Below are 22,217 nucleotides of genomic sequence, written 5' to 3'. Positions count from 1 at the left end.
ACACATGCCACTTCCCAAACCGCTACTTCTCAGCTTCAGCCTGCTATTCGCCGCCCCGGCTTTCGCCCAAAACGTCGCCGTCATCAAGTTTCCGGAGCTGCAGAAGCGCCTGGCGCGGCCTACCGATACCACCTACGTGGTGAACTTCTGGGCCACCTGGTGCGCCCCATGTATAAAGGAACTACCTGCCTTTGAGCAACTACGCGCCGCCAATGCCGGCAAGAAAGTGAAGGTGCTTCTGGTGAGCATGGACTACGCGTCGCAGCTCGATAAAAAGGTGAAGCCCTTCGTGAAGCAGCGGGGCCTGAAATCGGAAGTGGTGCTGCTCAACGAGCCCGACCCCAACTCGTGGATGGACAAGCTGGACGCCAAGTGGTCGGGCGCGCTTCCTTTCACGCTCATCATCAACAACAAAACCAAGCAGCGTGCTACTTTTGAGCAGGAGCTTTCGCAGACCCAGCTGACTGCCGCGTTGCAGAAATTCCTGAAATAGCTATTTTTAGGCAGGTGCCCTTGTCATTCCGACGCAGGAGGAATCTGAGAAAATTATTCGAAGTAGCTTTCTCAGATTCCTCCTGCGTCGGAATGACAAGGGCACCTGCTCGACTGCATAGCCACCAAATACCACTTTTTACAACCCGTTTCTCGAATCTCATGAAAAAGCTCCTGCCGTATATCAGCTTCTGTTTCGTCCTGCTGCTGAGCAGCTTCATCGCCCGCCCCACCGCCGACGGCTACAAAGTGGGCGACAAAGCCACCGATTTCAAGCTCAAAAACATCGACGGCAAAATGGTGACTCTGGCCGATAACAAGGCCGCCAAAGGCTACATCGTGGTGTTCACCTGCAACACCTGCCCCTTCGCCAAAGCCTACGAAAGCCGCATTGTCGACCTCAACACCAAATACGCTCCCAAAGGCTACCCCGTGGTGGCCATCAACCCCAACGACCCGGCCGTAGCCCCCGGCGACTCCTACGCCGACATGCAGAAAAAGAAGTACGCCTTTCCTTACCTGGTTGATGAGTCGCAGCAGGTGGCCAAAACCTATGGTGCCACCCGCACGCCCCACCTCTACGTCCTCACCCGGCAGGGCAACGAATTCGTGGTGAGCTACATCGGCGCCATCGATGATAATTCCGAAGATGCCAAGCTGGTGAAAACCAAGTACGTGGAAAACGCCATGACCGAAATTCTGGCCGGCAAGCCCGCTACCACCAACTCGACCAAGGCCATCGGCTGCACCATCAAATGGAAGCGGGCGTAGGCTGGCGCGCTTGATTTAGGTTAAAAGAACGTCATGTCGAGCTTGCCGAGACATCTCGCGTGCTATAGTAATTTGATTACTGCGGCACGCGAGATGTCTCGGCAAGCTCGACATGACGTTCTTATTTTGTCCTCTATTGCGTCACTTCAAGCACAATCTTTCCAATGTGCGCACTGCTCTCCATCAATTCGTGCGCAGCCGCCGCTTCCGCCAGCGGAAACGTCTTATAAATAACCGGCCGGAATTTCCCCGCCGCAATCAACGGCCATACATGCTGCTCCACAGCCGCCGCCAAGGCCGCCTTGAACTCGGCTGAGCGCGGCCGCAGCGTGCTGCCCGTGATGCTCAGCCGGCGCCTCATCACTTCCAGCGCATTGAATTCACCCTTGCCGCCCTGCATGGCATTCACGAAAACCAGCCGGCCGTCTTCTTTTAACAGGCGCAGATTTTTGGCGATGTAGTCGCCGCCAATCATGTCCAAAATCACGTCAACGCCCTCGTCGTTCAGCACCTGCTCGAAATCCTCGGTTTTGTAGTTGATGGCCCAATCAGCTCCCAGCTCCCGGCAGGCCGAGCATTTGGCGTCGTCGCCGGCCGTGATGGCCACGCGGCTGCCCAGCGCCCGCGCCAGCTGAATTGCCGTGGTGCCAATGCCGCTGCTGCCGCCATGCACCAGCAGCGTTTCGCCCGGCTGCAGCGCCCCGCGTTGAAACACGTTGTGCCACACCGTAAACACGGTTTCGGGCAGGGCCGCGGCTTCCACCATGCTCAGCCCGGCCGGTACGGGCAGGCAGTGGCGGGCATCCACTACCGCATAATCGGCATAGCCGCCGGCGGGCAGCAGCGCGCACACGGCATCGCCGCGCTGCCAGCGCGTCACCTCGGCCCCGCAGGCGGCCACGGTGCCGGCTATTTCCAGGCCGGGCACCAGGCCGGCCACGTCGCCGCTGCCGGCATATTTACCCTGGCGCATCAGCACATCGGGCCGGTTCACGCCGGCGGCGTTGACGCGGATTAATACTTCGTGGGCCGCTGGCGACGGCTGGGACATTTCTCGCAACCGGAGCACGTCTGGTCCGCCGGGTTGCTGAATAATGATGGCATTCATATGGAAACAGAAAATGGGACGCGAAGCAGGGCAACAAAAATCAACCGTACCGCTACTAACGCAAAACGGCTCCGAAGAGCCGTTTTGAACTATCCTTATCCTGCCAATCCTATTTGCCAGCGGCGGCCTCGCGCAACTGCTTCACTTCGCGCTCCAAATCCAGGTTGCGGAACATTACCTTGGCTTCGAGGTCGGAATAAGCCGTTTCGAGCTGCTGCTGCAACTCGCGCATGGCGGTGATGTCGGTGTTGGTGCCCAGCCAGCGCACCAGCTCGCCCTTTTCGTTGCGGATGGGCTCGGCGCGGGTCAGAAACCAGCGGTACTGCCCGTCTTTGCCGCGCAAGGGAAAGGTCAGCTCAAAGGGCTCGCCGACGGTCCAAGCCTTCGACACGAATTCCACCACGCCGTTGATGTAATCGGGGTGATGTACTTTGTCCCAGCCCCAGCCCTGCATCTCCTCCAGCGTGGTGCCGGTGTAGTCATACCAGCGCCGGTTGTACCAGTAGATGTAGCCGTCGGGCCGCGTCATCCAAGCCAGCTGGGCCATGTTGTCGGCCAAGGTGGTAAACTCTTCTTCGCGCTCCTGCTGGGCATGCTGGGCCTGTTTCTGGTCCTGAATGTCGGTGCAGGTGCCAAACCAGGCAATGATGCGGCCGCCCTCGTCGCGCCGGGGCCGCGCCTGGCCCAGAAACCAGCGGTACTGGCCGTCGCGGCCCTTGAAGCGGTACTCGATTTCGTAGTCGTCGCCGGTGGCCAGCGAGTGCCCCCACACCTGGCGGGCGCGCGTTTGGTCGTCGGGGTGCAGCAGGTTGTTCCACATGTCGGGGCCCACGCTGTCGGCCAGGTCGTAGCCGGTGTAATCAATCCAGCGCTGGTTGAAGTAGGTGTGGAATCCCGTCGGGTCCGTTATCCAGACCAGCTGCGGAATCATGTCGGCCAGAAACGTAAACTGCTCGGGCCCTACCTGGCCCTGGGCCGCGCCAATTGGCAGCGCCTCAGCGGGCAATGGATTGACGGAAGGCGAAGTACTCACGAACAAACAAGAAATTAAGGTTCGGAAACAAACAATCAGGCGCGGTCGAGCTGCATTTCCATGCCCGACGCAAAATACAGATTCAGCTGGCTGTGCAGGCCGTCGGCCGAACGGCGCAGGCGCGTCACCAACGCGCGCGTGGCCTCGTTCGGCAGCTCAAAATTCAGGTACGGGCGATTCAGGATTTCGTCGCGCATCACCGCCCACTGGCCGGTCTGGCTGGGTCCGGGCGGAATCGGCTTGGCTTCGAGTTGGCCCGGAGCCAACACTAGCTTGGCGGCCTGCGCCAGCGGACTACCGGGGTCGTTGTGGTTCAGCACGCGGTTGGCCACCTGCCACTCACCGCCAAAATACTCGTCCGGTGACTGTTGTAAATTTATATCCAGCAGCAAGTCTGACATATCGAAGAATAACGTGCCTTTTCGGCCACAACTTAACAAGCAATACGGCCTCAGGTTATTAATCTGACAGCCTCGGGCGTGCTTTTAATTGTTTTTTAATTAAGCACACTTCTTTGCTCACTGCCGGGCCTAACCCAATTTCTCCTTACTGCGTTCCTACCCGACAAATTAAATCTGCAGCCCCCCGTGGGCTTATTCGAATGAAAAAACCTCGCTTTCTTCCCGCAATCCTGGGCGCGGCCCGCGTCACAGGCCTCGCGGCCTGGCAAACGGGCCGCTTGTTTCGTCAGCTGGCCGCCCGGGCGCTCGACAGCGTGCAGGACGTGCTGCGTGCCGAGGTCGAAAAAGGTAATCTAAAGCTGGTGGCTGACTTCCTAGCCGACAAGGCCCTGCCCGCTGCCCGCGTGTTGCTGTTGGAACAAATGACCACCCGCCTGCTCTTGCGGCTGGGCTTGCGCGGTGCGCTGGCCTCCAATGTAGTGGGCTGGGTGCTGCCCTTCGTCATCGAGAAGCTGATTGTGGCCGGCAACAAAAGCGGCTTGTTCGACAAGCTCAAGGCCAACCCCACCATCAGCGACGCCCTCGACAAGCTCGACGAGCTTCGTAGCGCCACATGGCGCATGCTCGTGCCCGACCCCGGCAGCAGCGTCGAAGTGCTGGACGATGACCGGGACACGCACACCCCGCGGTTACCGTTGCTGCTGGGCCCCTCCGCTCCTGCCAAAACCACGAAGTAACCAAACCCGTCAGCCGCCGTATCAGTCCAATACTTACACCCGCAATCGTTTGCGGCCGACGGCCAAAAAAAGGCGCCTCACGGAGACACCTCTTTAAAAACCGGGGCGCGGCGAGAATTCCCACCCAACACCGGACCCGATTCCGTCCGCTAGGAACTACCGGCTGAACAACAGTTCGCGGTACTTCACCAGCGGCCAGTCCTCGTCGGCCACCATCTGCTCGAGCTTGTCAACGGCGCGGCGGATGGGGTCGAATTTCGGTTTAACCTGTTCGCAGTAGGTCACGGCGATTTCGCGGCCGTCTGCGATTTTATTGGCTTGCTTGCGTGCCTCCGTCATAGCGTCGGCATTGGTTTTAATGGTCGATACGTGGCGCGAGATGGCCTTAATCATCTCCACCGTCACCTGGCTGTGCTCATCGTCGAGGCCCAGTTCGCGCAGGCCGCGCACGTTGTCAATCAGCTTGGTTTGGTACTGTAACGCAGTCGGGATGATATGGTTGATGGCCAGGTCGCCCATCACGCGGCTTTCAATCTGGATTTTCTTCATGTACTCCTCGAGCAAAATCTCGTGGCGGGCATGGAGCTCCACGCGGGAGAAGATGCCGTGGCGGGCAAAAAGTTCCTCGGCGTCTTCGCGCACCAGCGCATCGAGGGCCTGCGGCGTGGTCGGGATGTTGCTCAAGCCGCGGCGGGCGGCTTCTTCCTTCCACTCGTCGGAGTAGCCATTGCCCTCAAAACGAATGTTTTTCGAGGAGATGACGTACTCGCGTAGCACTTCCACAATGGCCACTTCCTTCTTCTTGCCTTGCTCGATGAGGGCATCGACGGCCGTTTTGAAGTCGATGAGCTGGTCGGCGACGATGGTATTGAGCACTGTCATGGCCGAGGAGCAATTGGCCGACGAGCCCACGGCGCGCAGCTCGAACTTGTTGCCGGTGAAGGCAAAGGGCGAGGTGCGGTTGCGGTCGGTGTTGTCGAGCAGGATGGGCGGAATCTTGTCGATGCCCAGCTTGAGGTAAATGTTGTCGCCTTTGTCGAGCGGTAGTTTAGCCGTGCGCTCCAGCTCTTCGAGCACCGAGTCCAGCATCGAGCCCAGGAACACCGACATGATGGCCGGCGGGGCTTCGTTGGCGCCCAAGCGGTGGTCGTTCGAGGCCGAGGCAATGCTGGCGCGCATCAAATCGGCGTAGCGGTGCACCGCTTTAATGGTGGTGATGAGGAAGGCCAGGAATTGCAGGTTTTCCTTGGGGCGGCGGCCGGGGGCGAGCAGGTTCACGCCGGTGTCGGTGCTCATGGCCCAGTTGTTGTGCTTGCCGCTGCCGTTCACGCCGGCGAAGGGCTTCTCGTGCAGCAGCACTTTGAAGTTGTGGCGCTCGGCTACACGGTCCATCACGTCCATCAGCAGCTGGTTGTGGTCCACGGCCAGGTTGGCGTCCTCGAAGGTGGGGGCACACTCAAACTGGTTGGGGGCCACCTCGTTGTGACGGGTGCGCAGCGGGATGCCGAGCAGGTTGGCTTCTTCCTCAAACTCCAGCATGAAGCCGTGCACGCGGGCGGGAATCGAGCCGAAGTAATGGTCGTCGAGCTGCTGGCCCTTGGCCGGGGTGTGGCCGAACAGGGTGCGGCCGGTCATCACAAGGTCGGGGCGGGCGTCGTACAAGGCCTTGTCAACCAGGAAGTACTCCTGCTCGATGCCCAGCGTGGTGTTCACGCGGTTCACGTCTTTGTCGAAGTACTGGCAAACCTCCACGGCCGCCTTTTCCAGCACGCCCAGCGACTTCAGCAGCGGGGCTTTGTAGTCGAGCGCCTCGCCGGTGTAGGCCACGAAAATGGTGGGGATACACAGCGTTTTAGCGCCCACGGTTTCGATGATGAAAGCGGGCGAGGTGGGGTCCCAGGCGGTGTAACCGCGGGCCTCGAAGGTGTTGCGGATGCCGCCGTTGGGGAACGACGAGGCGTCGGGCTCCTGCTGCACGAGGGCCGAGCCCTTGAAGTTTTCAATCGGCCGCCCGTCGGAGTTGAGGTCGAAGAAGGAGTCGTGCTTTTCGGCGGTGGCGCCGGTCAGGGGTTGGAACCAGTGGGTGTAGTGGGTAGCGCCCTTGGCCATGGCCCAGGTTTTCATGGCCGAAGCCACGGCGTCGGCCACGTTGCGCTCCACGGTGGCACCTTGCTTGATGGCGGCCTGCAGCTTCTTGAAGTAGTCACCGGGCATGGTGGCCCGCATGGCTTCGAGGTTGAACACGCTTTGCCCGTAGCTATCGGAGCGGCGGGCGGCAGCGGGCACCACGGTAATGGGGCGGCGCTGGTTGACGAGTTCGAGGGCTTTGAAGCGAAGGGTGGCCATAAAAGAGAGAACCGACGGGGGGATTATTGACTGGATGAGTTGTAAATTCTGAGGCAAAGATAAAGAAAGAATCAATTTTGGCCGTGCATACCCCTAATTTTTTGGGGTGATTTCTAAAATGAAACGGATTTTCCTGCCCTTTGCCCTTTTCCATACACCACCACCTGCTCTTTTTTCAAAGAAAACCACCTCGTTAGGTTGAGCTCCAATTTTCAAGGCTAGGCTGGGTCTGGGGTTATCTTTGCGGGGTGAAAAACCGCTTTGCGTTTCAGCCGCGCTACTTTTTGTTCTGGCTGCTTTTTTTTGGGCTGGGCCGGGCTTTGTTTTTAGGCTATGAGCACGCCGCTGCTTCCCAGCTTTCGATGAGCACGCTGGCGGCCACGTTCGGGTACGGGTTGCGGCTGGATGCTTCGGCGGCGGCTTACATCAGCTTGTTGCCTTTTCTATTAATAGCAGTGGGCAGCCTCTTTCCCAAACTGCCCCTGCGGGGGTTGCTTGCGGCTTATACAGGGTTGATTGGGGGTCTGCTGGCGCTGATGACAGTGGTTGATTTGGAGCTGTACCGCGCCTGGGGTTTCCGCCTCGACGACACGCCGCTACAGTACCTGAGTTCTCCGGCGGAGATGGCGGCTTCGGCGGGCAGTGCGCCGGTGGGGTTGCTGCTGGCGCTGCTGGTGGGGCTTTGCCTGGGTGGCTGGTGGCTTTATCGAGGGGTGGTGGGCCGGCTGCCGGCGCTGCCGGCGTGGTTTGGGCGCGGGCGGGCGGCGCTGGCCAGCCTGCTCTACACGGCGCTGCTGGTGGTGCCCCTGCGCGGCGGCACCCAGCAGATTCCGGTGAACCAAAGCGACGTGTATTTTTCGCGCACGCCCTTCGCCAACCACGCGGCCCTGAACGCGCCCTGGAATTTTATGAGTGCGCTGGTGCTGCGAGCCGAGGAGAAACCCCTGGCGCCCTTTATGGCCGATAGCACGGCCCGGCGGCTGGTGGCCGGCCTCTACCCGTTGGCCGTGGGTGCGCCGGCTCCTGCCGATTCGGCCGTGTCGGTGCTGACGACCACGCGGCCGAACGTGCTGTTTATTATTCTGGAGAGCTTTACTGCCAAGCTGGTGGGCAGCGTGGGCGGCGAAAAGGGCGTGACGCCTAACCTGGACAGCCTGGCCCGCACGGGGGTGCTGTTCAATAACGTCTATGCGGCCGGCGACCGCAGCCAGAAAGGGCTGGTGGCGCTGCTGTCGGGCTACCCCAACCAGCCGACGACGAGCATCATCAAGTTTCCGCGCAAGACGGAGAACCTGCCGCACCTGTGCCGCACGCTGGCTACGGCGGGCTACAGCTCGCGCTACTACTACGGCGGCGAGCTGGCGTTTGCCAACATGAAAAGCTACCTGCAAACGGCCGGGTACGAGCACCTCACCGAGCGGGCCGATTTTGCCACCTCGGAACAAAACTCGAAGTGGGGCGCCCACGATGGCGTGCTGTTCAACCGCATACTGGCCGACCTGAACCAGCAGCGGCAGCCGTTTTTCGTGACGGCCTTCACCCTGAGCAGCCACGAGCCATTTGATGTGCCGATGAAAACCCGGTTTCCCGGCGCAACGGAAGTAGCTCAGTTTCGCAACTCGGTTTTTTACACGGATTACACGCTGGGGAAATTCCTGCAAGCCGCGAAAAAGCAGCCGTGGTACGCCAACACCCTGCTGGTGCTCGTGGCCGACCACGGCCACACCTTGCCGGGCAATTCGACCAACCAGAGCCCGAAGAAATTTCACATTCCGCTGCTGCTGGCCGGCGGCGCCATCCGGCCCGAAAGCCGCGGGCGTGTGGTGAGCACCATCGGCTCGCAAACCGATGTGGCGGCCACGCTGCTGCACCAGCTGCAATTGCCGGCCAACACCTACGTATGGAGCCGCGACCTGCTGGCGCCACACGCCGTTCCGTTTGCTTTTTATACTTATAATGATGGTTTCGGAGCCGTTTCGCCGGCCGGCATTGTGACCTACGACAACGTGAGCCGCCACACTTGGGAGCGCGACGGCACCGTGCCCGATGCCCAGGTGGAACTCGCCGAAGCGCTGGAGCAGCTGTCCATGCAGGACTTTGCCCGGCGTTAGGCTACGTCGTTCTGGCCCCCGGCCGTACCTTTGCGGGACTATGCCTACCCCCCAATCCGTTGCCTTTTATACCCTCGGCTGCAAGCTGAACTTCTCCGAAACGTCGGCCATCGGCCGGCAGTTTGAGGAGAAAGGCTTCCAGAAAATTGCCTTTGAAGCCGGGGCCGACCTATACGTTATCAACACCTGCTCCGTGACCGACCACGCCGACCGCAAGTGCCGGAAGGTGGTGCAGCAGGCCCTCAAGCACAACCCTGATGCCTTTGTGGCCATCGTGGGCTGCTACGCCCAGCTCAAGCCGCAGGAAATTGCCACCATTCCGGGCGTGAGTGCTGTGCTCGGCGCGGCCGAGAAATTTCAACTGGTCGATATTCTGGCTGATTTCAAGAAGCCAGCCGCTGGCCAGCCGGGCGCGGTGCATGCCTCCCCCATCTCGGAAGCCACCGAGTTTGTGGCCGCCCACTCGTTTGGCGACCGCACCCGCACCTTCCTCAAAGTGCAGGACGGCTGCGACTACTCCTGCTCGTTCTGCACCATTCCGTTGGCGCGGGGCGGCAGCCGCTCGGGCAGCGTGGCCAGCGTAGTGGAGCGCGTGGAGAAGATGGCCGAGACCGGCGTGAAGGAAATTGTGCTCACCGGCGTTAACCTCGGCGACTTCGGCCTGCAGGGCCCCGAGCGCGAGCGCCGCGAAGATTTTACACAACTCGTGCAGGCGTTGGATGAGGTGAGCGGCATCCGCCGGTTCCGCATCAGCAGCTGCGAGCCGAATTTGCTGACGGATGAAATTCTGACCACCGTGGCCGCGTCGGAGCGGTTTATGCCGCACTTCCACATCCCGCTGCAGAGCGGTTCAGACAAGATTCTGGGCCTGATGCGCCGCCGATACCGCCGCGCGCTCTACGCCCAGCGCGTGGCTCGCATCAAGGAACTGATGCCGCATGCCTGCATTGGGGTCGATGTGATTGTGGGCTTTCCGGGCGAAACCGAGGCCGACTTCCTCGACACCTACAATTTCCTGAACGAGCTCCCCATCTCCTACTTGCACGTATTCCCCTACTCGGAGCGGCCCGATACGCTGGCGCCCAGCCTGCCCGGCCGCGTGCAGGACCGGGTGCGCCATGAGCGCATGACGCAACTCCGTAGCCTTTCGGAAAAGAAAAAGCGCTATTTCTACGAGCAGCACCTGGGCCTGGAAACCGACGTGCTATTCGAGGATGACGTGACCAACGGCCAGATGGAAGGCTTTACGCCCAACTACATCCGCGTGGCCGCCAAGTATGACCCGCTGCTGGTGGGCGAGATGAAGGCCCTGCGCCTCACCGCCGTGAATGCCAATGGGCTGATGGAGGCTGAGGAAGTGGGCATTTTCGCCTGACCTAAACCATGGCCTGCCGGGCCATGGCCAGCATCTCGCGCAGCATTTGTTGCTGCTCCAGCAGGTGCTGGTTGCGCATTTCGGCCAGGGCCAGCTGGTGCTGCAGGTGCTGGGCGTGCAGCGCGGCAGAGATGTAAAGTTCGGGATTTGCCGCGGGTGCGGGAGCAGGAGGAGCCAGCACTTGCGCGGCAGCCGCAACGGCGGCTTTCGGCTCCACGGCCGGCGCCGGAATGGGCGTTGGTGCCGGGGGAGCTACGGGAGCGTGGAACTCAGGCGCCGGAGCCGCTTTGGTTTCGGGGGCAACAGGTGCTTGAGCGGTCGCAGGGGATTCTTCCACCGGCGGAGTGTGCGCAAACCACTGCAACTCGGGTGCGGCGGGGCGGGCGGGCTGCTGGGCAGCGTTGGCGAGGGCGAGCGTGGCGTTGATTTCGTCCGGTTGCAGCCGGGAGCCGGCTACGCCGGGGCCTGCGCGGCGCGGCGTGCGGGCTTCAAATTCCGAGCGGTCGATGGGTTCCAGCGGTGGCTCGGGGGCAGTGGCCGCAGGGCGCGGCGCAGGCCGGGCAATGGGCTCGCCGCCCACCAGCATGGGGCCGCGGCCGAGCAAGAGCCAGTCTCTTGAGACATTTGGGTAGACCTCAAAAACTTTGCACAGCAGGTCGTAACCAGGTTTATTACGGCCGTCGATGAGGTGCTGAACCACGCTGGCCGTTTTACCCAGCGAAATGGCAAAGCTGTTTTTGGTGAGCCCAAACTGCTGAATGAGTTCAGCGAAGCGTCGGTCAATGGTTTCGGAAGCGGGAATGGCCACCATATTGCACAAATGAGGTTTGCGCAAATGTATAACATTCAGTTCTCCTTATTTCGGCTTCACCTGCCGGGCCCGGGCAGCCACTGGCAGCAGCAGCCCGCGCGGCTGCACCCGGGCGTAGGAAAAATGGTAAGTGGTTTCGGGCTCGTAATTCAGAATGACGTGCGGCAGCATCCGCTCGTAATACAACCGCAGCTCGGTTGGCGTGAGGGCGAAGCTTTCCAAATTAGGTTCCGATGCGCGGTCGGCCTCAACAGGACCAGAGTCACTCTCGAACCGCACCCGTTTGGCGGCCCAGTCCCAGCAGAATCGCTCGGCGACGAATGCGATATCCGCTGAGTCCGCCTCATTGCGCATCTCGGCCAGGGCCTCGCCGAAGCGGCGGCTGATGGCGCCGTGCATCCGGCGCGTCAGTTGCGCGGGCGGGTCGGTCACGAGGTCGGCCAAGGCCAGCTGGCGGCCGGTGCGCAAGTCGAAGGTGACGTGCAGGGCCTGTTCCCACGGATAGGCGCCTGTGAATTCCTGCAAATACTTCAGCGACAGCAAGCCTTGCTGATTCAGCAGCACCTCATAGTCGCAGCCCGTCAGGCCCTGTCCGGTCGTCTTCCAGCCACGGCCGCCTTCCGCGTCGTAGCAACACGCGCGCTCAGCCTGCCGCAGCTGCTGGCGCACGGTCAGCCTCGGGTTGGTTTCCCCGTTCATCACCAGTTCCATAATGCGGCGGTTGATGCGCGTTGCCACGGCAGCATCGGCGAGTTGCACCTGCGGCACTTCGAAACGGTAAGGTTCCCGGCCTTCCGTTACTGTGACAATGCGCGCCTTCGTCGCACTTGCTACCGCTTGCGCCATGCCAGGCATCGCCCCGGCTAGCAGCCCACCGCTCAACAGCCATTTACCGAGCATTTCCCCTGCCCTACTCGTAGCGCAGCGAATCAATCGGGTCAAGCGCCGCCGCCTTGCTGGCCGGGTAATAGCCCGACGACAGCCCTACGCCTACGCAGATAATCAGGCCCAGCATCATCCAGCCCCACGGCACGTAAAACGACTCGGAGCCGATGAGCTTGGCCACGCCGTTGCCGCCCAGCACGCCCAGCACGATGCCCAGCGTGCCGCCCAGCAGGCAAATCACGATGGCCTCAATGAGAAACTGCTGCCGGATTTGCACGGCCGTGGCCCCCAGCGCCTTGCGAATGCCGATTTCACGCGTCCGCTCCGTGACGGACACCAGCATGATGTTCATCAGGGCAATGCTGGCGCCCAGCAGCGTGATGAAGGCCATGACGCTGCCGCCGGCCTTCACTTTGCCCGAAATGGATTCCAAATCGGCGGCCAGCGACTCGCTGCTTTCCACCGTGAAGCTGTCTTCCTGGCCCAGGCGGTCGTGGCGCACGGCGCGCATCTTGCCCGTGGCCTGGCCCATTACGAAGGCCAGGGTGCCGGGCTTGTCGGTGGCGGTTTTGATGTCGTAGGTGAGGGCGCGCTGGCGGGGCATCTGGTTGCCGGTTTCGAGGGGCAATAGGGCCAGGCGGTCGGCCCCGCCGCCGCCCATGCTGCCGCCGCTTTTCTCCAGCAAGCCCACAATCAGGAAGCGCCGGCCCATGGCCGACACGTACTGGCCAATGGGGCTTTGCTTGGGAAACAGCTTCTGCTTGATTTCGTCGCCCACAATCAGCACGTTGGCGCCGCTGTTGAGCTCGGTTTGCGAGAAGGTGCGGCCTTCGGTGAGGTTGTAGCCCTGAATTTTCAGGTAATTCTCGTCCCCCGCGATAATCTGCATGTTGGGGTTGGTTTTGATGCCGTTGGCTTTCATTTCGGTGGCGCCCGAGATGAAGGCCGACACGCCCACCTGCGCCTCATCGCCCATGGCTTTCTTGTAGAGCTTGGCCTGCAGGAAGTCGATGGGCGGGTACTGCTTGCCCTGCACCCCGCCGCGCCGGAAGCGGTTGGTGTACCCCTTGGCGTGCAGCTCAAACGAGTTGGCGCCCAAGCTGGCAAAGGTTTCCGAAAGCGAATTCTTCATCGCGTCGATGCTGGTAAGGATGCCCACCAGCGCAAACAGCCCAATGCTCAGAATGAGGGCCGTGAGGACGGTGCGCAGCAAATTGGCGCGGATGGAGCGAAAGGCTTCGCGGACGTTTTCGAAAGGGCTCATGGCGATTTTTTTGCAGTAGGTGTTGGGCATCTGTCATCCTGAGCGCAGCGAAGGACCTTATCACGCTCGAACGACGGTTGTTCTAACCAGATAAGGTCCTTCGCTGCGCTCAGGATGACAGGCGGAGCTTGGGATAACAGGCGAGCCAAAAGCTCACCGCTGGCAACAGCAACGCCCAAAGTTCGGCGGCCGGCGCTTAACTTGAACCACCGCCGCCGCAACCTCGTTGCTTCGGCAGGTTTCTTTTGCTAAAATCCTATGCTCTTCAAGCGTTTTCTCTTATTTCTGCTGATAACCGGCGCTGGCCTGGCCGCGCCGCTGGCCGCCCGCGCCAACCACGTGTTCATCCCGATGGATAACACCCAGAAAGAGTGCCTCAAAGCCTACGGCGTGGCCTTCTGGCTGCTCCAGCGCGAGGTGCCCGTCGACTGGCTGCTGAACTACCGGGGCGGCTCCTTCGCCTTCGAAACCAGCTCGGCGGCCGAGAACGAGCTGGCCGTGCGCGGCGTCACGTTCCAGGTCATCAGCGAGGCGCAGTACACCGGCATTCTGCAGGAAATAGCCGACCCCAACGCCAACATGGACGTGATGAAGCTGGAGAAGGTGCCGAAAATTGCGGTGTACACGCCCAAAGGCAAACAGCCCTGGGACGACGCCGTGACCATGGTGCTCACCTACGCCGAAATCCCCTACACCCAGCTGTATGACGACGAAGTGCTGAAGGGCGAACTGCCGAAGTACGACTGGCTGCACCTGCACCACGAGGATTTCACGGGCGAGTACGGCAAGTTCTACGCTACTTACCGCAACTACCCCTGGTACCAGCAGCAGGTGCGCGACGCCGAAGCCGCCGCCAAGCGCAACGGCTTCAACAAAGTGAGTGTGATGAAGGGCGCCGTGGCCACCAAAATGCAGGAATTCATCGCCGGCGGCGGTTTCCTGTTCGCCATGTGCTCGGCTACGGACTCCTACGACATTGCCCTGGCCGGCCTGGGCATCGACATGGTGGAAAGCATGTACGACGGCGACCCGGCAGACCCGGCCGCGCAGTCGAAGCTCAACTTCAACCGCTGCCTGGCCTTCCAGAATTTCCAGCTGGAGCGCAACCCCCTTCAGTACGAATACTCCAACATCGACATGGACCCTCGCGAGCGGGGATTAGGCGAACAGAACGACTACTTCCAGCTCTTCACCTACTCGGCCAAGTACGACCCGGTGCCCACTATGCTCACCCAGAACCACGAGAAAACCATCCACGGCTTCATGGGCCAGACCACGGCTTTCCGCAAAAGCCTCATCAAGTCCGACGTGGTGGTGATGGGCGACACCAAGCAAACCGGCGAGGCCCGCTACATCCACGGCAGCCTGGGCAAGGGCACCTGGACGTTCTACGGCGGCCACGACCCCGAGGACTACCAGCACCTCGTGGGCGAAGAGCCTACCGACCTGGCCCTGCACCCCAACTCGCCCGGTTATCGCCTCATTCTGAACAACATCCTGTTCCCGGCGGCCAAAAAGAAGAAGCAGAAAACCTAAGCCGGCCCCAATTATCACGAAAAGCTTCCCTTGCCCCGGGGAGGCTTTTTTTATGGCCCATGCTGCTGGTCCGCCGCCGGCAGCCGTTGGCTGGGAAAAGCCTGCCGCTCACCGTTTTTTATGCCATTCCGGCTTAGCTCTGGCTAATTTTAGATTCCACATTTGAATCCCGCCTTTATGCTGATTCGGTTGCGCTTGCTTCTACTGCTTTTGGCCGGTTTGCCGGTCGCTCAGGTTCAGGCTCAAACAACCAGCGCGGCCCTGGCCGACACGGCCGCCGTCCGGCCCCATTCCCTGGCCGGCACCAAAAAGGCCGCTTTGCTGCGCGTAGCCGTGCCGTCGGTGCTGATTGGGGTGGGCGTGCTGGCCCACAGCCCCAAAATCAACCAGACCATGTGCCAGGCCAAGCAGGACCTGCAGGCCGAAACGCAGGAGCTGTTTCGCGGCTTCAATTCTTACGGCGTTGATGATTACACCCGCCACGTGCCTTTGGCCATGGCCTACGGCATGATGGCCACCGGCCACAAAGGCGAGCGCACCGCCGTGGGCTTCACTCTAATTTACCTGGTAGCCCACGAGCTGGACGAAGGCGTGGTGAGCCACCTCAAGCGCTACACCGCCGAACCTCGTCCCTACAACCCGCAGGATTTGAGCTCTTTCCCGTCGTCGCATACCTCACAAGCCTTCCTCACGGCCACGCTGCTGCACGAGCAGTACGGCCGCCAGTACCCCTGGCTGAGCGTGAGCGGCTACGCGGTAGCCACCGCCACCGGCGCCATGCGCGTGATGGGCAACAAGCACTGGGTGACCGATGTATTCGCCGGCGCGGCCATCGGCTTTCTCTCGGCCGAAACGGTGTGGCACGCCTACCCGGCCCTTACCAAGCTGCTGCCGCAGAAAGTGGCCCACAAACTGCTGCTGGTGCCCAGCTACACCCCGGCCGGTGGAGCGGGTTTTGCCATGGGCGTACAGCTGTAGGAGAACGATTTTTCTGGAACGTCCTGCTGAGGGCGGTCGAAGCATCTCGCGTGCTGAAGTAATCCAATCGTAGGATATGCTTTTGCACGCGAGATGCTTCGACCGCCCTCAGCAGGATGTTCTTTTTGCATCATTCCGACTCCGAAGCCCGTTAGCAGGTACAAACCGGCCCCGCGCCATCATGCGGCGCCCCAACCCCTGCCCGCATGGAGGACCTGAATCAATCCAACTACTCGCTTTCGGCCAGCCGGCCCGAGGAAGAACCCACCGAAGAGTTTAGCAACCCGCTGCCCCGCGCCGTGCTGCGCATGAACAGCCACGTGCTGCTCGACGGGGAGTGGAGCTTCGCCCATGATGTAGAGGACAAAGGGCTGGAGGAAGATTGGGCCTTGGAGCACACCTACGCCCACAAGGCCCAGTGGCCCGGCTCGGTGGAAGCCCACCTGGCCGAGGTGCGCGGCCAGCACGACGGCGCCACCTGGCACGACAAAATCGTGGTGTGGTACGAGCGCGAGTTCACCCTGCCCGAAATAGCCGAGCCTCAGCCCCGCTCGCTCATTCAGCTCACATTTGGGGCCTGCGGCTACGAGACGCGGGTGTGGCTGAACGGTAAGCTACTGAAAACCATCGAGGGCGAAGAGGTGCATTATGGCGAGTACACCTCGTTCAGCTACGAGCTGGATGCGGAAAACCTGCACCTAGTGAACCGCCTTACTGTCCGCATCGTGGACACGATGGATGCCGAAACCCCGCGCGGCAAGCAGGAATCGCACGTGTACAAGCGCGGCGGCATCTGGTACCAGACCTACACCGGGGCCGTGCGCAGCGTGTGGCTCGAAACCGTGGAGCGCAACCGCCTGCGCTCCCGCGTGGGCGTGGTGAGCGTGGTGGAGGACCAGCTGGTGCGCTTCAACCTTACGTTGCGTATTCACGACGCAGGCGACTATGTCATCCGCCTGCAGGTGTTCGACCCCACCACCACCGACCGCACCACGCCCCTGGCCTCGTCGGATTTTCCGGTGCACCTGGAGCCCGGGCAGTGGCAGCAGCGCGTGGTGCTGGAAGTGCCCGGCGCCGAGTTGTGGAGCCCCGAGGCCCCGAACCGCTACCGCTTGGTGGCCCAGCTCATCGACCACGACGGCTACGCCGCGCCCATCGAAACGCTGTTTGGGCTGCGCAAGGTGGAGTCACGCGGGCGGTTTGTGTACTTGAATAACCAGCCGACTTACCTCGACGGCATTCTCTACCAGCCGGGCACGGCCACGCTGGAAGAGATGCAGCGCCATATGCACGCCATGAAGGCGCTGGGCTGCAACTTGGTACGCGTGCACATCGCGGGCGTCGACCCGCGCATCTACAACCTGGCCGACGAGCTGGGCCTGTTGCTGTGGGTGGAAGTGCCCAGCCCGCACAGCTCCACTGCGCGCAGCCGCGAAAACCATCGCGCCGAGCTGCTGCGCCTCGTCACGCTGAGCGAAACGCACCCCAGCATCATCATCTGGAGCCTCTACAATGAGGACTGGGGCGCCCAAGACATTGCCACTAACCCCGAAACCCGGAAGTACATCATCGAAACCTACCAGTTCATGCAAATTGCCTACCCGCAGTTTCTAGTGGTGGACAATGACGGCTGGCACCACGTGTCGTATACCGGTCGCCTGAAATCAGACCTGCTCACAGCCCACCTCTACACGCCCGACTTGGAGCGGTGGAAAGAGCTGCTTGACCGGCTGGTGGGCGGCGAGATGGAGGGCACCGCCGCCTTCCCGCTCGTGGTGGGCGACCCGTTCTTCTATCGCCGTCAGGTGCCGCTGGTGGTGAGCGAGTGGGGCGGCTTCGGCTTCTCCGACTACGGCGGACCCGCCGACGCCGAAGCCCGCACCAATAGCATCCGCGCCTTCAAGCAGGAACTGCGCCAGCGCCCCATTGCCGGCGATGTGTACACCCAAGCCACCAACATCGAAGACGAGCGCAACGGCCTCATCGACCCGCATACCGGCGAACTCAGCGTGCCCGCCGGCCTGCTGGCCTCGCGGCTGATGGAGCGGCTGGATTAAGCTCCCCGCACGTTTCAGGCGGGGCGCACGGATGGCACTTTCAGCGTGGCCGTGGTCGACCAGTCGGTAGGTTGAGCGGTGCTGCTTATTTGCAAATTGATGAGGGCTGAGCTTCGCACGGTGCTGCTCATCGAGGCGGGCCGCACCTGTAGGCGGGCGGTTTCGAGTGGCTGATGCCGCACAAAGACTTTGGCGGCACGGGGCACCACAAGCTTCACCAGAACAATGGCCTCATCGTGGTCGGAGCTCTCGGAAAAGCCGCATACTTCTACATTGGTGGCACGAAATGCATGGTCGAGGTTTGACATAGCAAAGAGGTGGTAAGCGTAATATTTTGGGAAGGCGTGAGTTGGTAAATATGGGGGTAATTCATCAAATCCTCATCAAAAAAATTCACCGCTCGAAGGTCTTTTCATTCCTGTTAAAACCGCATTTTCAGCGGGCTCGAACCGGCCCGCCGCTTCCGGGGTTATCTTTGCATTCCGCCTCTCCGGCGCTTAGCCTGCCCCATGACCATTACTAAAGAAGCCGTTCTCAAAGCCCTGAGCTACGTGGAAGAGCCCGACCTGGGCCAGGACCTCGTCACGCTCAACATGATTGAGAACATCGAAATAACCGGCCTCACTGTCGCGTTTACCGTGGTGCTCACCACACCCGCCTGCCCGCTCAAGCAGCTCATTCACGACGCCTGCGAGCGTGCCATCCACACGATGGTGAACAAGGAAGCCAACGTGGTGATTACCATGACCTCGCGCGTGACCACCGGCCGCCACAACCGCGGCGACCTATTGCCCGGCGTGAAAAACATTATCGCCATTGCCTCGGGCAAAGGCGGCGTGGGCAAAAGCACCGTAACGGCCAACCTGGCCGTAGCCCTGGCCGCCACCGGCGCCAAAGTGGGCCTGGTTGATGCTGACATTTCCGGCCCGAGCATGCCCGTCATGTTCAACGTGGAGAACGAGGCCCCGCACGTTTTTCAGGGTCCGAACGGCAAGAACCTCATTCAGCCCATCGAGAAATACGGCGTAAAGCTGATGAGCATCGGTTTCCTGGCACCGGCCGAATCGGCCATTGTGTGGCGCGGGCCGATGGCTTCGTCGGCCCTCAAGCAGTTCATCACGGAAGTGGATTGGGGCGAGCTGGATTACCTGCTACTTGACCTGCCGCCCGGCACGTCCGACATCCACCTCACCCTGGTGCAGACGGTCCCTGTGACCGGCGCCGTCATCGTGACCACGCCGCAGAAAGTGGCGCTGGCCGATGCGCAGAAGGGTTTGCAGATGTTCCGGCAGCCGCAAATCAACGTGCCAGTGCTGGGCGTGGTAGAAAACATGGCTTGGTTTACGCCGGCCGAGCTGCCCGAAAGCAAGTACTTTATTTTTGGCGAAGGCGGTGGCCAGCGCCTCGCCACGCAGCACGACGTGCCGCTGCTGGGCCAGCTGCCGCTGGTGCAAAGCATCCGCGAAAACGGCGACCAGGGCCAGCCGGCTGTGCTCGACCCGAAATCCGCCGTGGGCATGCTTTTCGCCGATTTGGCCGAAGCCGTGGCCCGGCAAGTCAGTATCCGCAACAACGTGGCGCCCAAAACGGCCGTCGTGCAGATGAACCCCTAACCTACCCGTGGAAAACGCAACCCCCACCCTTGCCTTCGACCATCCGCTGATGCCCCGCATCGAGGCGGCCCTCGACACCCTGCGCCCCTACCTGGCCACCGACGGCGGCAACGTACGCGTGGCCAACATCACGCCCGAAGGCGTGCTCCAGCTGCAATGGGAGGGCGCCTGCGGGGCCTGCCCCATGTCGCCGATGACGCGCGCCGGCTTGGAAGACACTGTGAAGAAGGCCGTGCCCGAAATCACGGCCGTGGAAGCGCGGTAGTTCTTCGTTTTTGACTAGAAAATCCGAACGTCATGCTGAGCGTAGCCGAAGCATCTCGCGTGTGGTAGTAACTCAATTGAGTGATTTACTATTGCGGTAGAGATGCTTCGACTACGCTCAGCATGACGTTCTGTTTTGCCCTCACTTCCTTTCTTTTTCCCCTAACGTCCCCGCCCTTCTCTCCATATGGCCACCTCGCCCAACTCGCCCGCCCTTCGCTCCTGGATTGATATTCGCCCCGACAACGACTTTCCCATCCAGAACCTCCCGTTTGGGGTGTTTGAAACTGAGGAGCGAGGCACCCGCCTGGGTGTGGCTATTGGCGGCTACGTGCTCGATTTGTACGCGGCCAGCCAGTACGGCTTTTTTGAGGACCTGACCGAGTTGGGCGACGCCCAGCCCAAGGTGTTTCGCCGCCGCTCGCTCAATGCCTTTCTGCGGCTGGGACGGCCGGCGTGGCGGGCCGTGCGCCAGCGCGTGAGCGAGCTGCTGCGCCATGATGAGTCCCGCCTGCGCGACCACGAAGAAGCCGTGCGCGCCTGCTTGCTCCGCCAAACCGAGGTGCGGATGCTGCGCCCCGTGAAGCCCGCCAACTACACTGATTTCTACAGCAGCATCGAGCACGCCACTAACGTGGGCACGATGTTCCGCGACCCGGCCAACGCCCTGCTGCCCAACTGGCGCCACATTCCCATCGGCTACCATGGCCGCACCAGCAGCATCGTGGTGTCGGGCACCGATATTCGCCGGCCCAACGGCCAGCGCAAGGCGCCCGATGAAGCGGCGCCCAGCTTCGGCCCCAGCCGCCAGCTCGATTTTGAATTGGAAATGGCCTTCGTGGTGGGCACCGGCACCGAGCTGGGCAGCACCGTGCCCATTGCCGAGGCCGAGGAGCACATTTTCGGCCTCTGCCTGTTCAACGACTGGAGCGCGCGCGACCTGCAAAGCTGGGAGTATGTGCCGCTGGGGCCGTTTCTGGGCAAAAACTTCGGCAGCAGCGTGGCGCCCTGGGTGGTCACGCTCGACGCGCTGGAGCCTTTCCGCATCGCCGGCCCCACGCAGGAGCCCGCGCCTCTGTCCTACCTCAGCCAGAGCGGCGCGCACAACTTCGACGTGCACCTTGAAGTGGCCCTCACGCCTGCCGGCGGCGCCGAAACCACCATTAGCCGCGCCAATTTCGGCCTCATGTACTGGAGCATGGCCCAGCAGCTCACCCACCACGCCTCCAACGGCTGCAACCTCGAAGCCGGCGACCTCTACGCCTCGGGCACCATCTCGGGCCCCACGCCCGACTCGCTCGGCTCGATGCTGGAGCTGGCCTGGCGCGGCACCCGCCCCGTGCCCTTGGCCGACGGCTCAGAGCGCAAGTTCCTGCTCGATGGCGACACGGTAACCATGCGCGGCTTTGCCGAAAAGGACGGCGTGCGGATTGGCTTTGGCGAGGTGCGCGGCACGGTGCTGCCCGCTAACAGCTAACGTGACTCATTTCAAGGTTTGAGCACCTTATTCATCAACTATAATACTGGGCTCATTTCTTTCATTTCTCAATAGTAAACCTGTTAAGCAATGTTTAAAATTGAGGATGCAATGCACGCCGAACTTCAGCCGGAGGATTTTCCTTCTTTTACAGCTGCTGCCAACGAGTTGAAAAGAAGAGCTGCTATTTCTTGGGATGAAGAGCCCAATAAGTGTCCTTGTTCAAACTGGCGCAACTGTAGTAGAAACTATCAGATAGTAGAATACGACACTACCCAGGAGCGTTGGGTAGAGCTTCAACGAATTGATTTTTTGACAGTATCTGCTTCAGGGGTTGAATGGGTGTCTCCAGCTCTTTGACTAATGCATTCGGTCGTCGCGCACCGGCAGATTGGTCACAATTTCGCCTTCGATAACTAGCAATTCCTGCAGGCGCTCGTCTACCAGCTTGGGGTCGCAATATTCCTTGGCCAGGTCCACGTAGCTCACGAAATGCGCGGCTTCCGACACCATCAACTCGTAGTAGAACTTGCTTAGCTCCTGGTCGGCGATGTTTTGCCAGAGCAGCTTGAACCGCTCGCAGCTGCGGGCTTCGATGAGGGCCGATACAAGGAGTTGGTCCATGAGCTGGCGCTCGCGGGCACCGCCTTTGCGCACGTGGGCTAGTAGCTGCACCACGTACTCGTCTTTGCGGGGGCGGCCCAGCGCATAGCCGCGCTTGCGCAGCTCCAGCAGCACGCGCTCGAAGTGGCTCCACTCCTCGGCCACGAGGTCGGTCAGCTCGTCCACCAGCCGGGTTTTCTCGGGGTAGTGAATAATCATGCTGATGCCGGTGCTGGCGGCTTTTTGCTCGCACCAAGCGTGGTCGACCAAAATATCCTCGATGTTTTTTTCGGCAATATTCACCCAGCGCGGGTCGGTGTTCAGCTTGAGCTTCAGAATGGTTTTCTCTTTCATG

General features: G+C 61.2%; 21 protein-coding genes. 12 read left to right on the top strand and 9 right to left on the bottom strand.

Going from position 1 to position 22,217, the window contains the following annotated elements; translation table 11 throughout:
- Nucleotides 1–4: 4 nt before the first annotated feature.
- Both Q5H92_RS25505 and Q5H92_RS25500 read left to right on the top strand, forming a co-directional pair.
- Entirely contained in the window at nucleotides 5–493 is a 489-nt protein-coding gene (locus Q5H92_RS25505) for a TlpA disulfide reductase family protein (protein ID WP_305014408.1), read from the top strand.
- A 161-nt stretch (nucleotides 494–654) separates the two neighbouring features.
- The gene (locus Q5H92_RS25500; protein WP_305014407.1) at nucleotides 655–1,263 is read left to right on the top strand and encodes a thioredoxin family protein; all 609 of its coding nucleotides are present in this window, start codon (nucleotides 655–657) and stop codon (nucleotides 1,261–1,263) included.
- A 133-nt stretch (nucleotides 1,264–1,396) separates the two neighbouring features.
- Here Q5H92_RS25500 and Q5H92_RS25495 read toward each other — a convergent pair whose 3' ends face one another.
- From Q5H92_RS25495 to Q5H92_RS25485, 3 genes are all read right to left on the bottom strand, one after another.
- Nucleotides 1,397–2,371 (bottom strand): NAD(P)H-quinone oxidoreductase, encoded by a 975-nt coding sequence (locus tag Q5H92_RS25495; RefSeq protein WP_305014406.1) that lies wholly within the window; start codon nucleotides 2,369–2,371, stop codon nucleotides 1,397–1,399.
- A gap of 109 nt (nucleotides 2,372–2,480) precedes the next feature.
- Nucleotides 2,481–3,404 carry a PAS domain-containing protein gene (locus Q5H92_RS25490; protein WP_305014405.1) on the bottom strand — a complete coding sequence of 308 codons (924 nt, stop codon included), beginning with the start codon at nucleotides 3,402–3,404 and terminating at the stop codon, nucleotides 2,481–2,483.
- Between the two features lie 35 nt (nucleotides 3,405–3,439).
- Nucleotides 3,440–3,805, bottom strand: coding sequence for a hypothetical protein (locus Q5H92_RS25485; RefSeq protein ID WP_305014404.1), 366 nt, complete (start codon nucleotides 3,803–3,805; stop codon nucleotides 3,440–3,442).
- A gap of 200 nt (nucleotides 3,806–4,005) precedes the next feature.
- On the opposite strand from Q5H92_RS25485, the gene Q5H92_RS25480 reads away from it, so the two are divergent.
- Entirely contained in the window at nucleotides 4,006–4,542 is a 537-nt protein-coding gene (locus Q5H92_RS25480; protein WP_305014403.1) for a hypothetical protein, read from the top strand.
- Nucleotides 4,543–4,698: 156 nt separating this feature from the next.
- On the opposite strand, the gene Q5H92_RS25475 is transcribed toward Q5H92_RS25480, so the two are convergent.
- The gene (locus Q5H92_RS25475; protein ID WP_305014402.1) at nucleotides 4,699–6,888 is read right to left on the bottom strand and encodes a glutamine synthetase III family protein; all 2,190 of its coding nucleotides are present in this window, start codon (nucleotides 6,886–6,888) and stop codon (nucleotides 4,699–4,701) included.
- 248 nt (nucleotides 6,889–7,136) lie between these two features.
- On the opposite strand from Q5H92_RS25475, the gene Q5H92_RS25470 reads away from it, so the two are divergent.
- Both Q5H92_RS25470 and mtaB read left to right on the top strand, forming a co-directional pair.
- Nucleotides 7,137–8,999: an LTA synthase family protein gene (locus tag Q5H92_RS25470; protein ID WP_305014401.1), complete on the top strand. Its 1,863-nt coding sequence runs from the start codon at nucleotides 7,137–7,139 to the stop codon at nucleotides 8,997–8,999.
- A 40-nt stretch (nucleotides 9,000–9,039) separates the two neighbouring features.
- On the top strand, nucleotides 9,040–10,374 hold the full coding sequence (mtaB, locus tag Q5H92_RS25465) for a tRNA (N(6)-L-threonylcarbamoyladenosine(37)-C(2))-methylthiotransferase MtaB (protein WP_305014400.1): 1,335 nt from the start codon (nucleotides 9,040–9,042) through the stop codon (nucleotides 10,372–10,374).
- Between the two features lies 1 nt (nucleotide 10,375).
- On the opposite strand, the gene Q5H92_RS25460 is transcribed toward mtaB, so the two are convergent.
- The 3 genes from Q5H92_RS25460 to Q5H92_RS25450 form a co-directional block, all read right to left on the bottom strand.
- A complete protein-coding gene (locus Q5H92_RS25460; protein ID WP_305014399.1) occupies nucleotides 10,376–11,185 on the bottom strand; it encodes a hypothetical protein in 810 nt (269 codons plus the stop codon).
- Between the two features lie 45 nt (nucleotides 11,186–11,230).
- Nucleotides 11,231–11,953: a hypothetical protein gene (locus Q5H92_RS25455; RefSeq protein ID WP_305014398.1), complete on the bottom strand. Its 723-nt coding sequence runs from the start codon at nucleotides 11,951–11,953 to the stop codon at nucleotides 11,231–11,233.
- Nucleotides 11,954–12,095: 142 nt separating this feature from the next.
- On the bottom strand, nucleotides 12,096–13,334 hold the full coding sequence (locus Q5H92_RS25450) for an ABC transporter permease (RefSeq protein WP_305014397.1): 1,239 nt from the start codon (nucleotides 13,332–13,334) through the stop codon (nucleotides 12,096–12,098).
- Between the two features lie 258 nt (nucleotides 13,335–13,592).
- Between Q5H92_RS25450 and Q5H92_RS25445 the strand changes: the two genes are divergently transcribed.
- The 3 genes from Q5H92_RS25445 to Q5H92_RS25435 all read left to right on the top strand — a co-directional run bounded on the left by Q5H92_RS25445 (nucleotide 13,593) and on the right by Q5H92_RS25435 (nucleotide 17,905).
- Nucleotides 13,593–14,870, top strand: a complete 1,278-nt coding sequence (locus tag Q5H92_RS25445; RefSeq protein WP_305014396.1) for an asparagine synthetase B — start codon at nucleotides 13,593–13,595, stop codon at nucleotides 14,868–14,870.
- A 219-nt stretch (nucleotides 14,871–15,089) separates the two neighbouring features.
- Nucleotides 15,090–15,848, top strand: coding sequence for a phosphatase PAP2 family protein (locus tag Q5H92_RS25440; protein WP_305014395.1), 759 nt, complete (start codon nucleotides 15,090–15,092; stop codon nucleotides 15,846–15,848).
- A 206-nt stretch (nucleotides 15,849–16,054) separates the two neighbouring features.
- Nucleotides 16,055–17,905, top strand: coding sequence for a glycoside hydrolase family 2 protein (locus Q5H92_RS25435; protein ID WP_305014394.1), 1,851 nt, complete (start codon nucleotides 16,055–16,057; stop codon nucleotides 17,903–17,905).
- Between the two features lie 14 nt (nucleotides 17,906–17,919).
- On the opposite strand, the gene Q5H92_RS25430 is transcribed toward Q5H92_RS25435, so the two are convergent.
- Complete coding sequence (locus Q5H92_RS25430; protein WP_305014393.1) at nucleotides 17,920–18,213, bottom strand: hypothetical protein; 294 nt, start codon at nucleotides 18,211–18,213, stop codon at nucleotides 17,920–17,922.
- 201 nt (nucleotides 18,214–18,414) lie between these two features.
- Between Q5H92_RS25430 and Q5H92_RS25425 the strand changes: the two genes are divergently transcribed.
- The 4 genes from Q5H92_RS25425 (at nucleotide 18,415) to Q5H92_RS25410 (ending at nucleotide 21,619) form a co-directional block, all read left to right on the top strand.
- Nucleotides 18,415–19,518, top strand: a complete 1,104-nt coding sequence (locus tag Q5H92_RS25425) for an Mrp/NBP35 family ATP-binding protein (protein WP_305014392.1) — start codon at nucleotides 18,415–18,417, stop codon at nucleotides 19,516–19,518.
- A 49-nt stretch (nucleotides 19,519–19,567) separates the two neighbouring features.
- A complete protein-coding gene (locus tag Q5H92_RS25420; protein ID WP_305014419.1) occupies nucleotides 19,568–19,783 on the top strand; it encodes a NifU family protein in 216 nt (71 codons plus the stop codon).
- 186 nt (nucleotides 19,784–19,969) lie between these two features.
- The gene (gene fahA / locus Q5H92_RS25415) at nucleotides 19,970–21,259 is read left to right on the top strand and encodes a fumarylacetoacetase (protein ID WP_305014391.1); all 1,290 of its coding nucleotides are present in this window, start codon (nucleotides 19,970–19,972) and stop codon (nucleotides 21,257–21,259) included.
- A 90-nt stretch (nucleotides 21,260–21,349) separates the two neighbouring features.
- On the top strand, nucleotides 21,350–21,619 hold the full coding sequence (locus Q5H92_RS25410; protein ID WP_305014390.1) for a hypothetical protein: 270 nt from the start codon (nucleotides 21,350–21,352) through the stop codon (nucleotides 21,617–21,619).
- Here the strand turns inward: Q5H92_RS25410 and Q5H92_RS25405 are convergent, their stop codons facing one another.
- Nucleotides 21,620–22,216 (bottom strand): MiaE family protein, encoded by a 597-nt coding sequence (locus tag Q5H92_RS25405; RefSeq protein ID WP_305014389.1) that lies wholly within the window; start codon nucleotides 22,214–22,216, stop codon nucleotides 21,620–21,622.
- Nucleotide 22,217: the final 1 nt, after the last annotated feature.

The sequence above is a fragment of the Hymenobacter mellowenesis genome (assembly GCF_030581005.1).
Classification (GTDB): domain Bacteria; phylum Bacteroidota; class Bacteroidia; order Cytophagales; family Hymenobacteraceae; genus Hymenobacter; species Hymenobacter mellowenesis.
The sequence above is the reverse complement of the archived record's forward strand: the minus strand, read 5'-3'. Positions and strand labels throughout refer to the sequence as shown.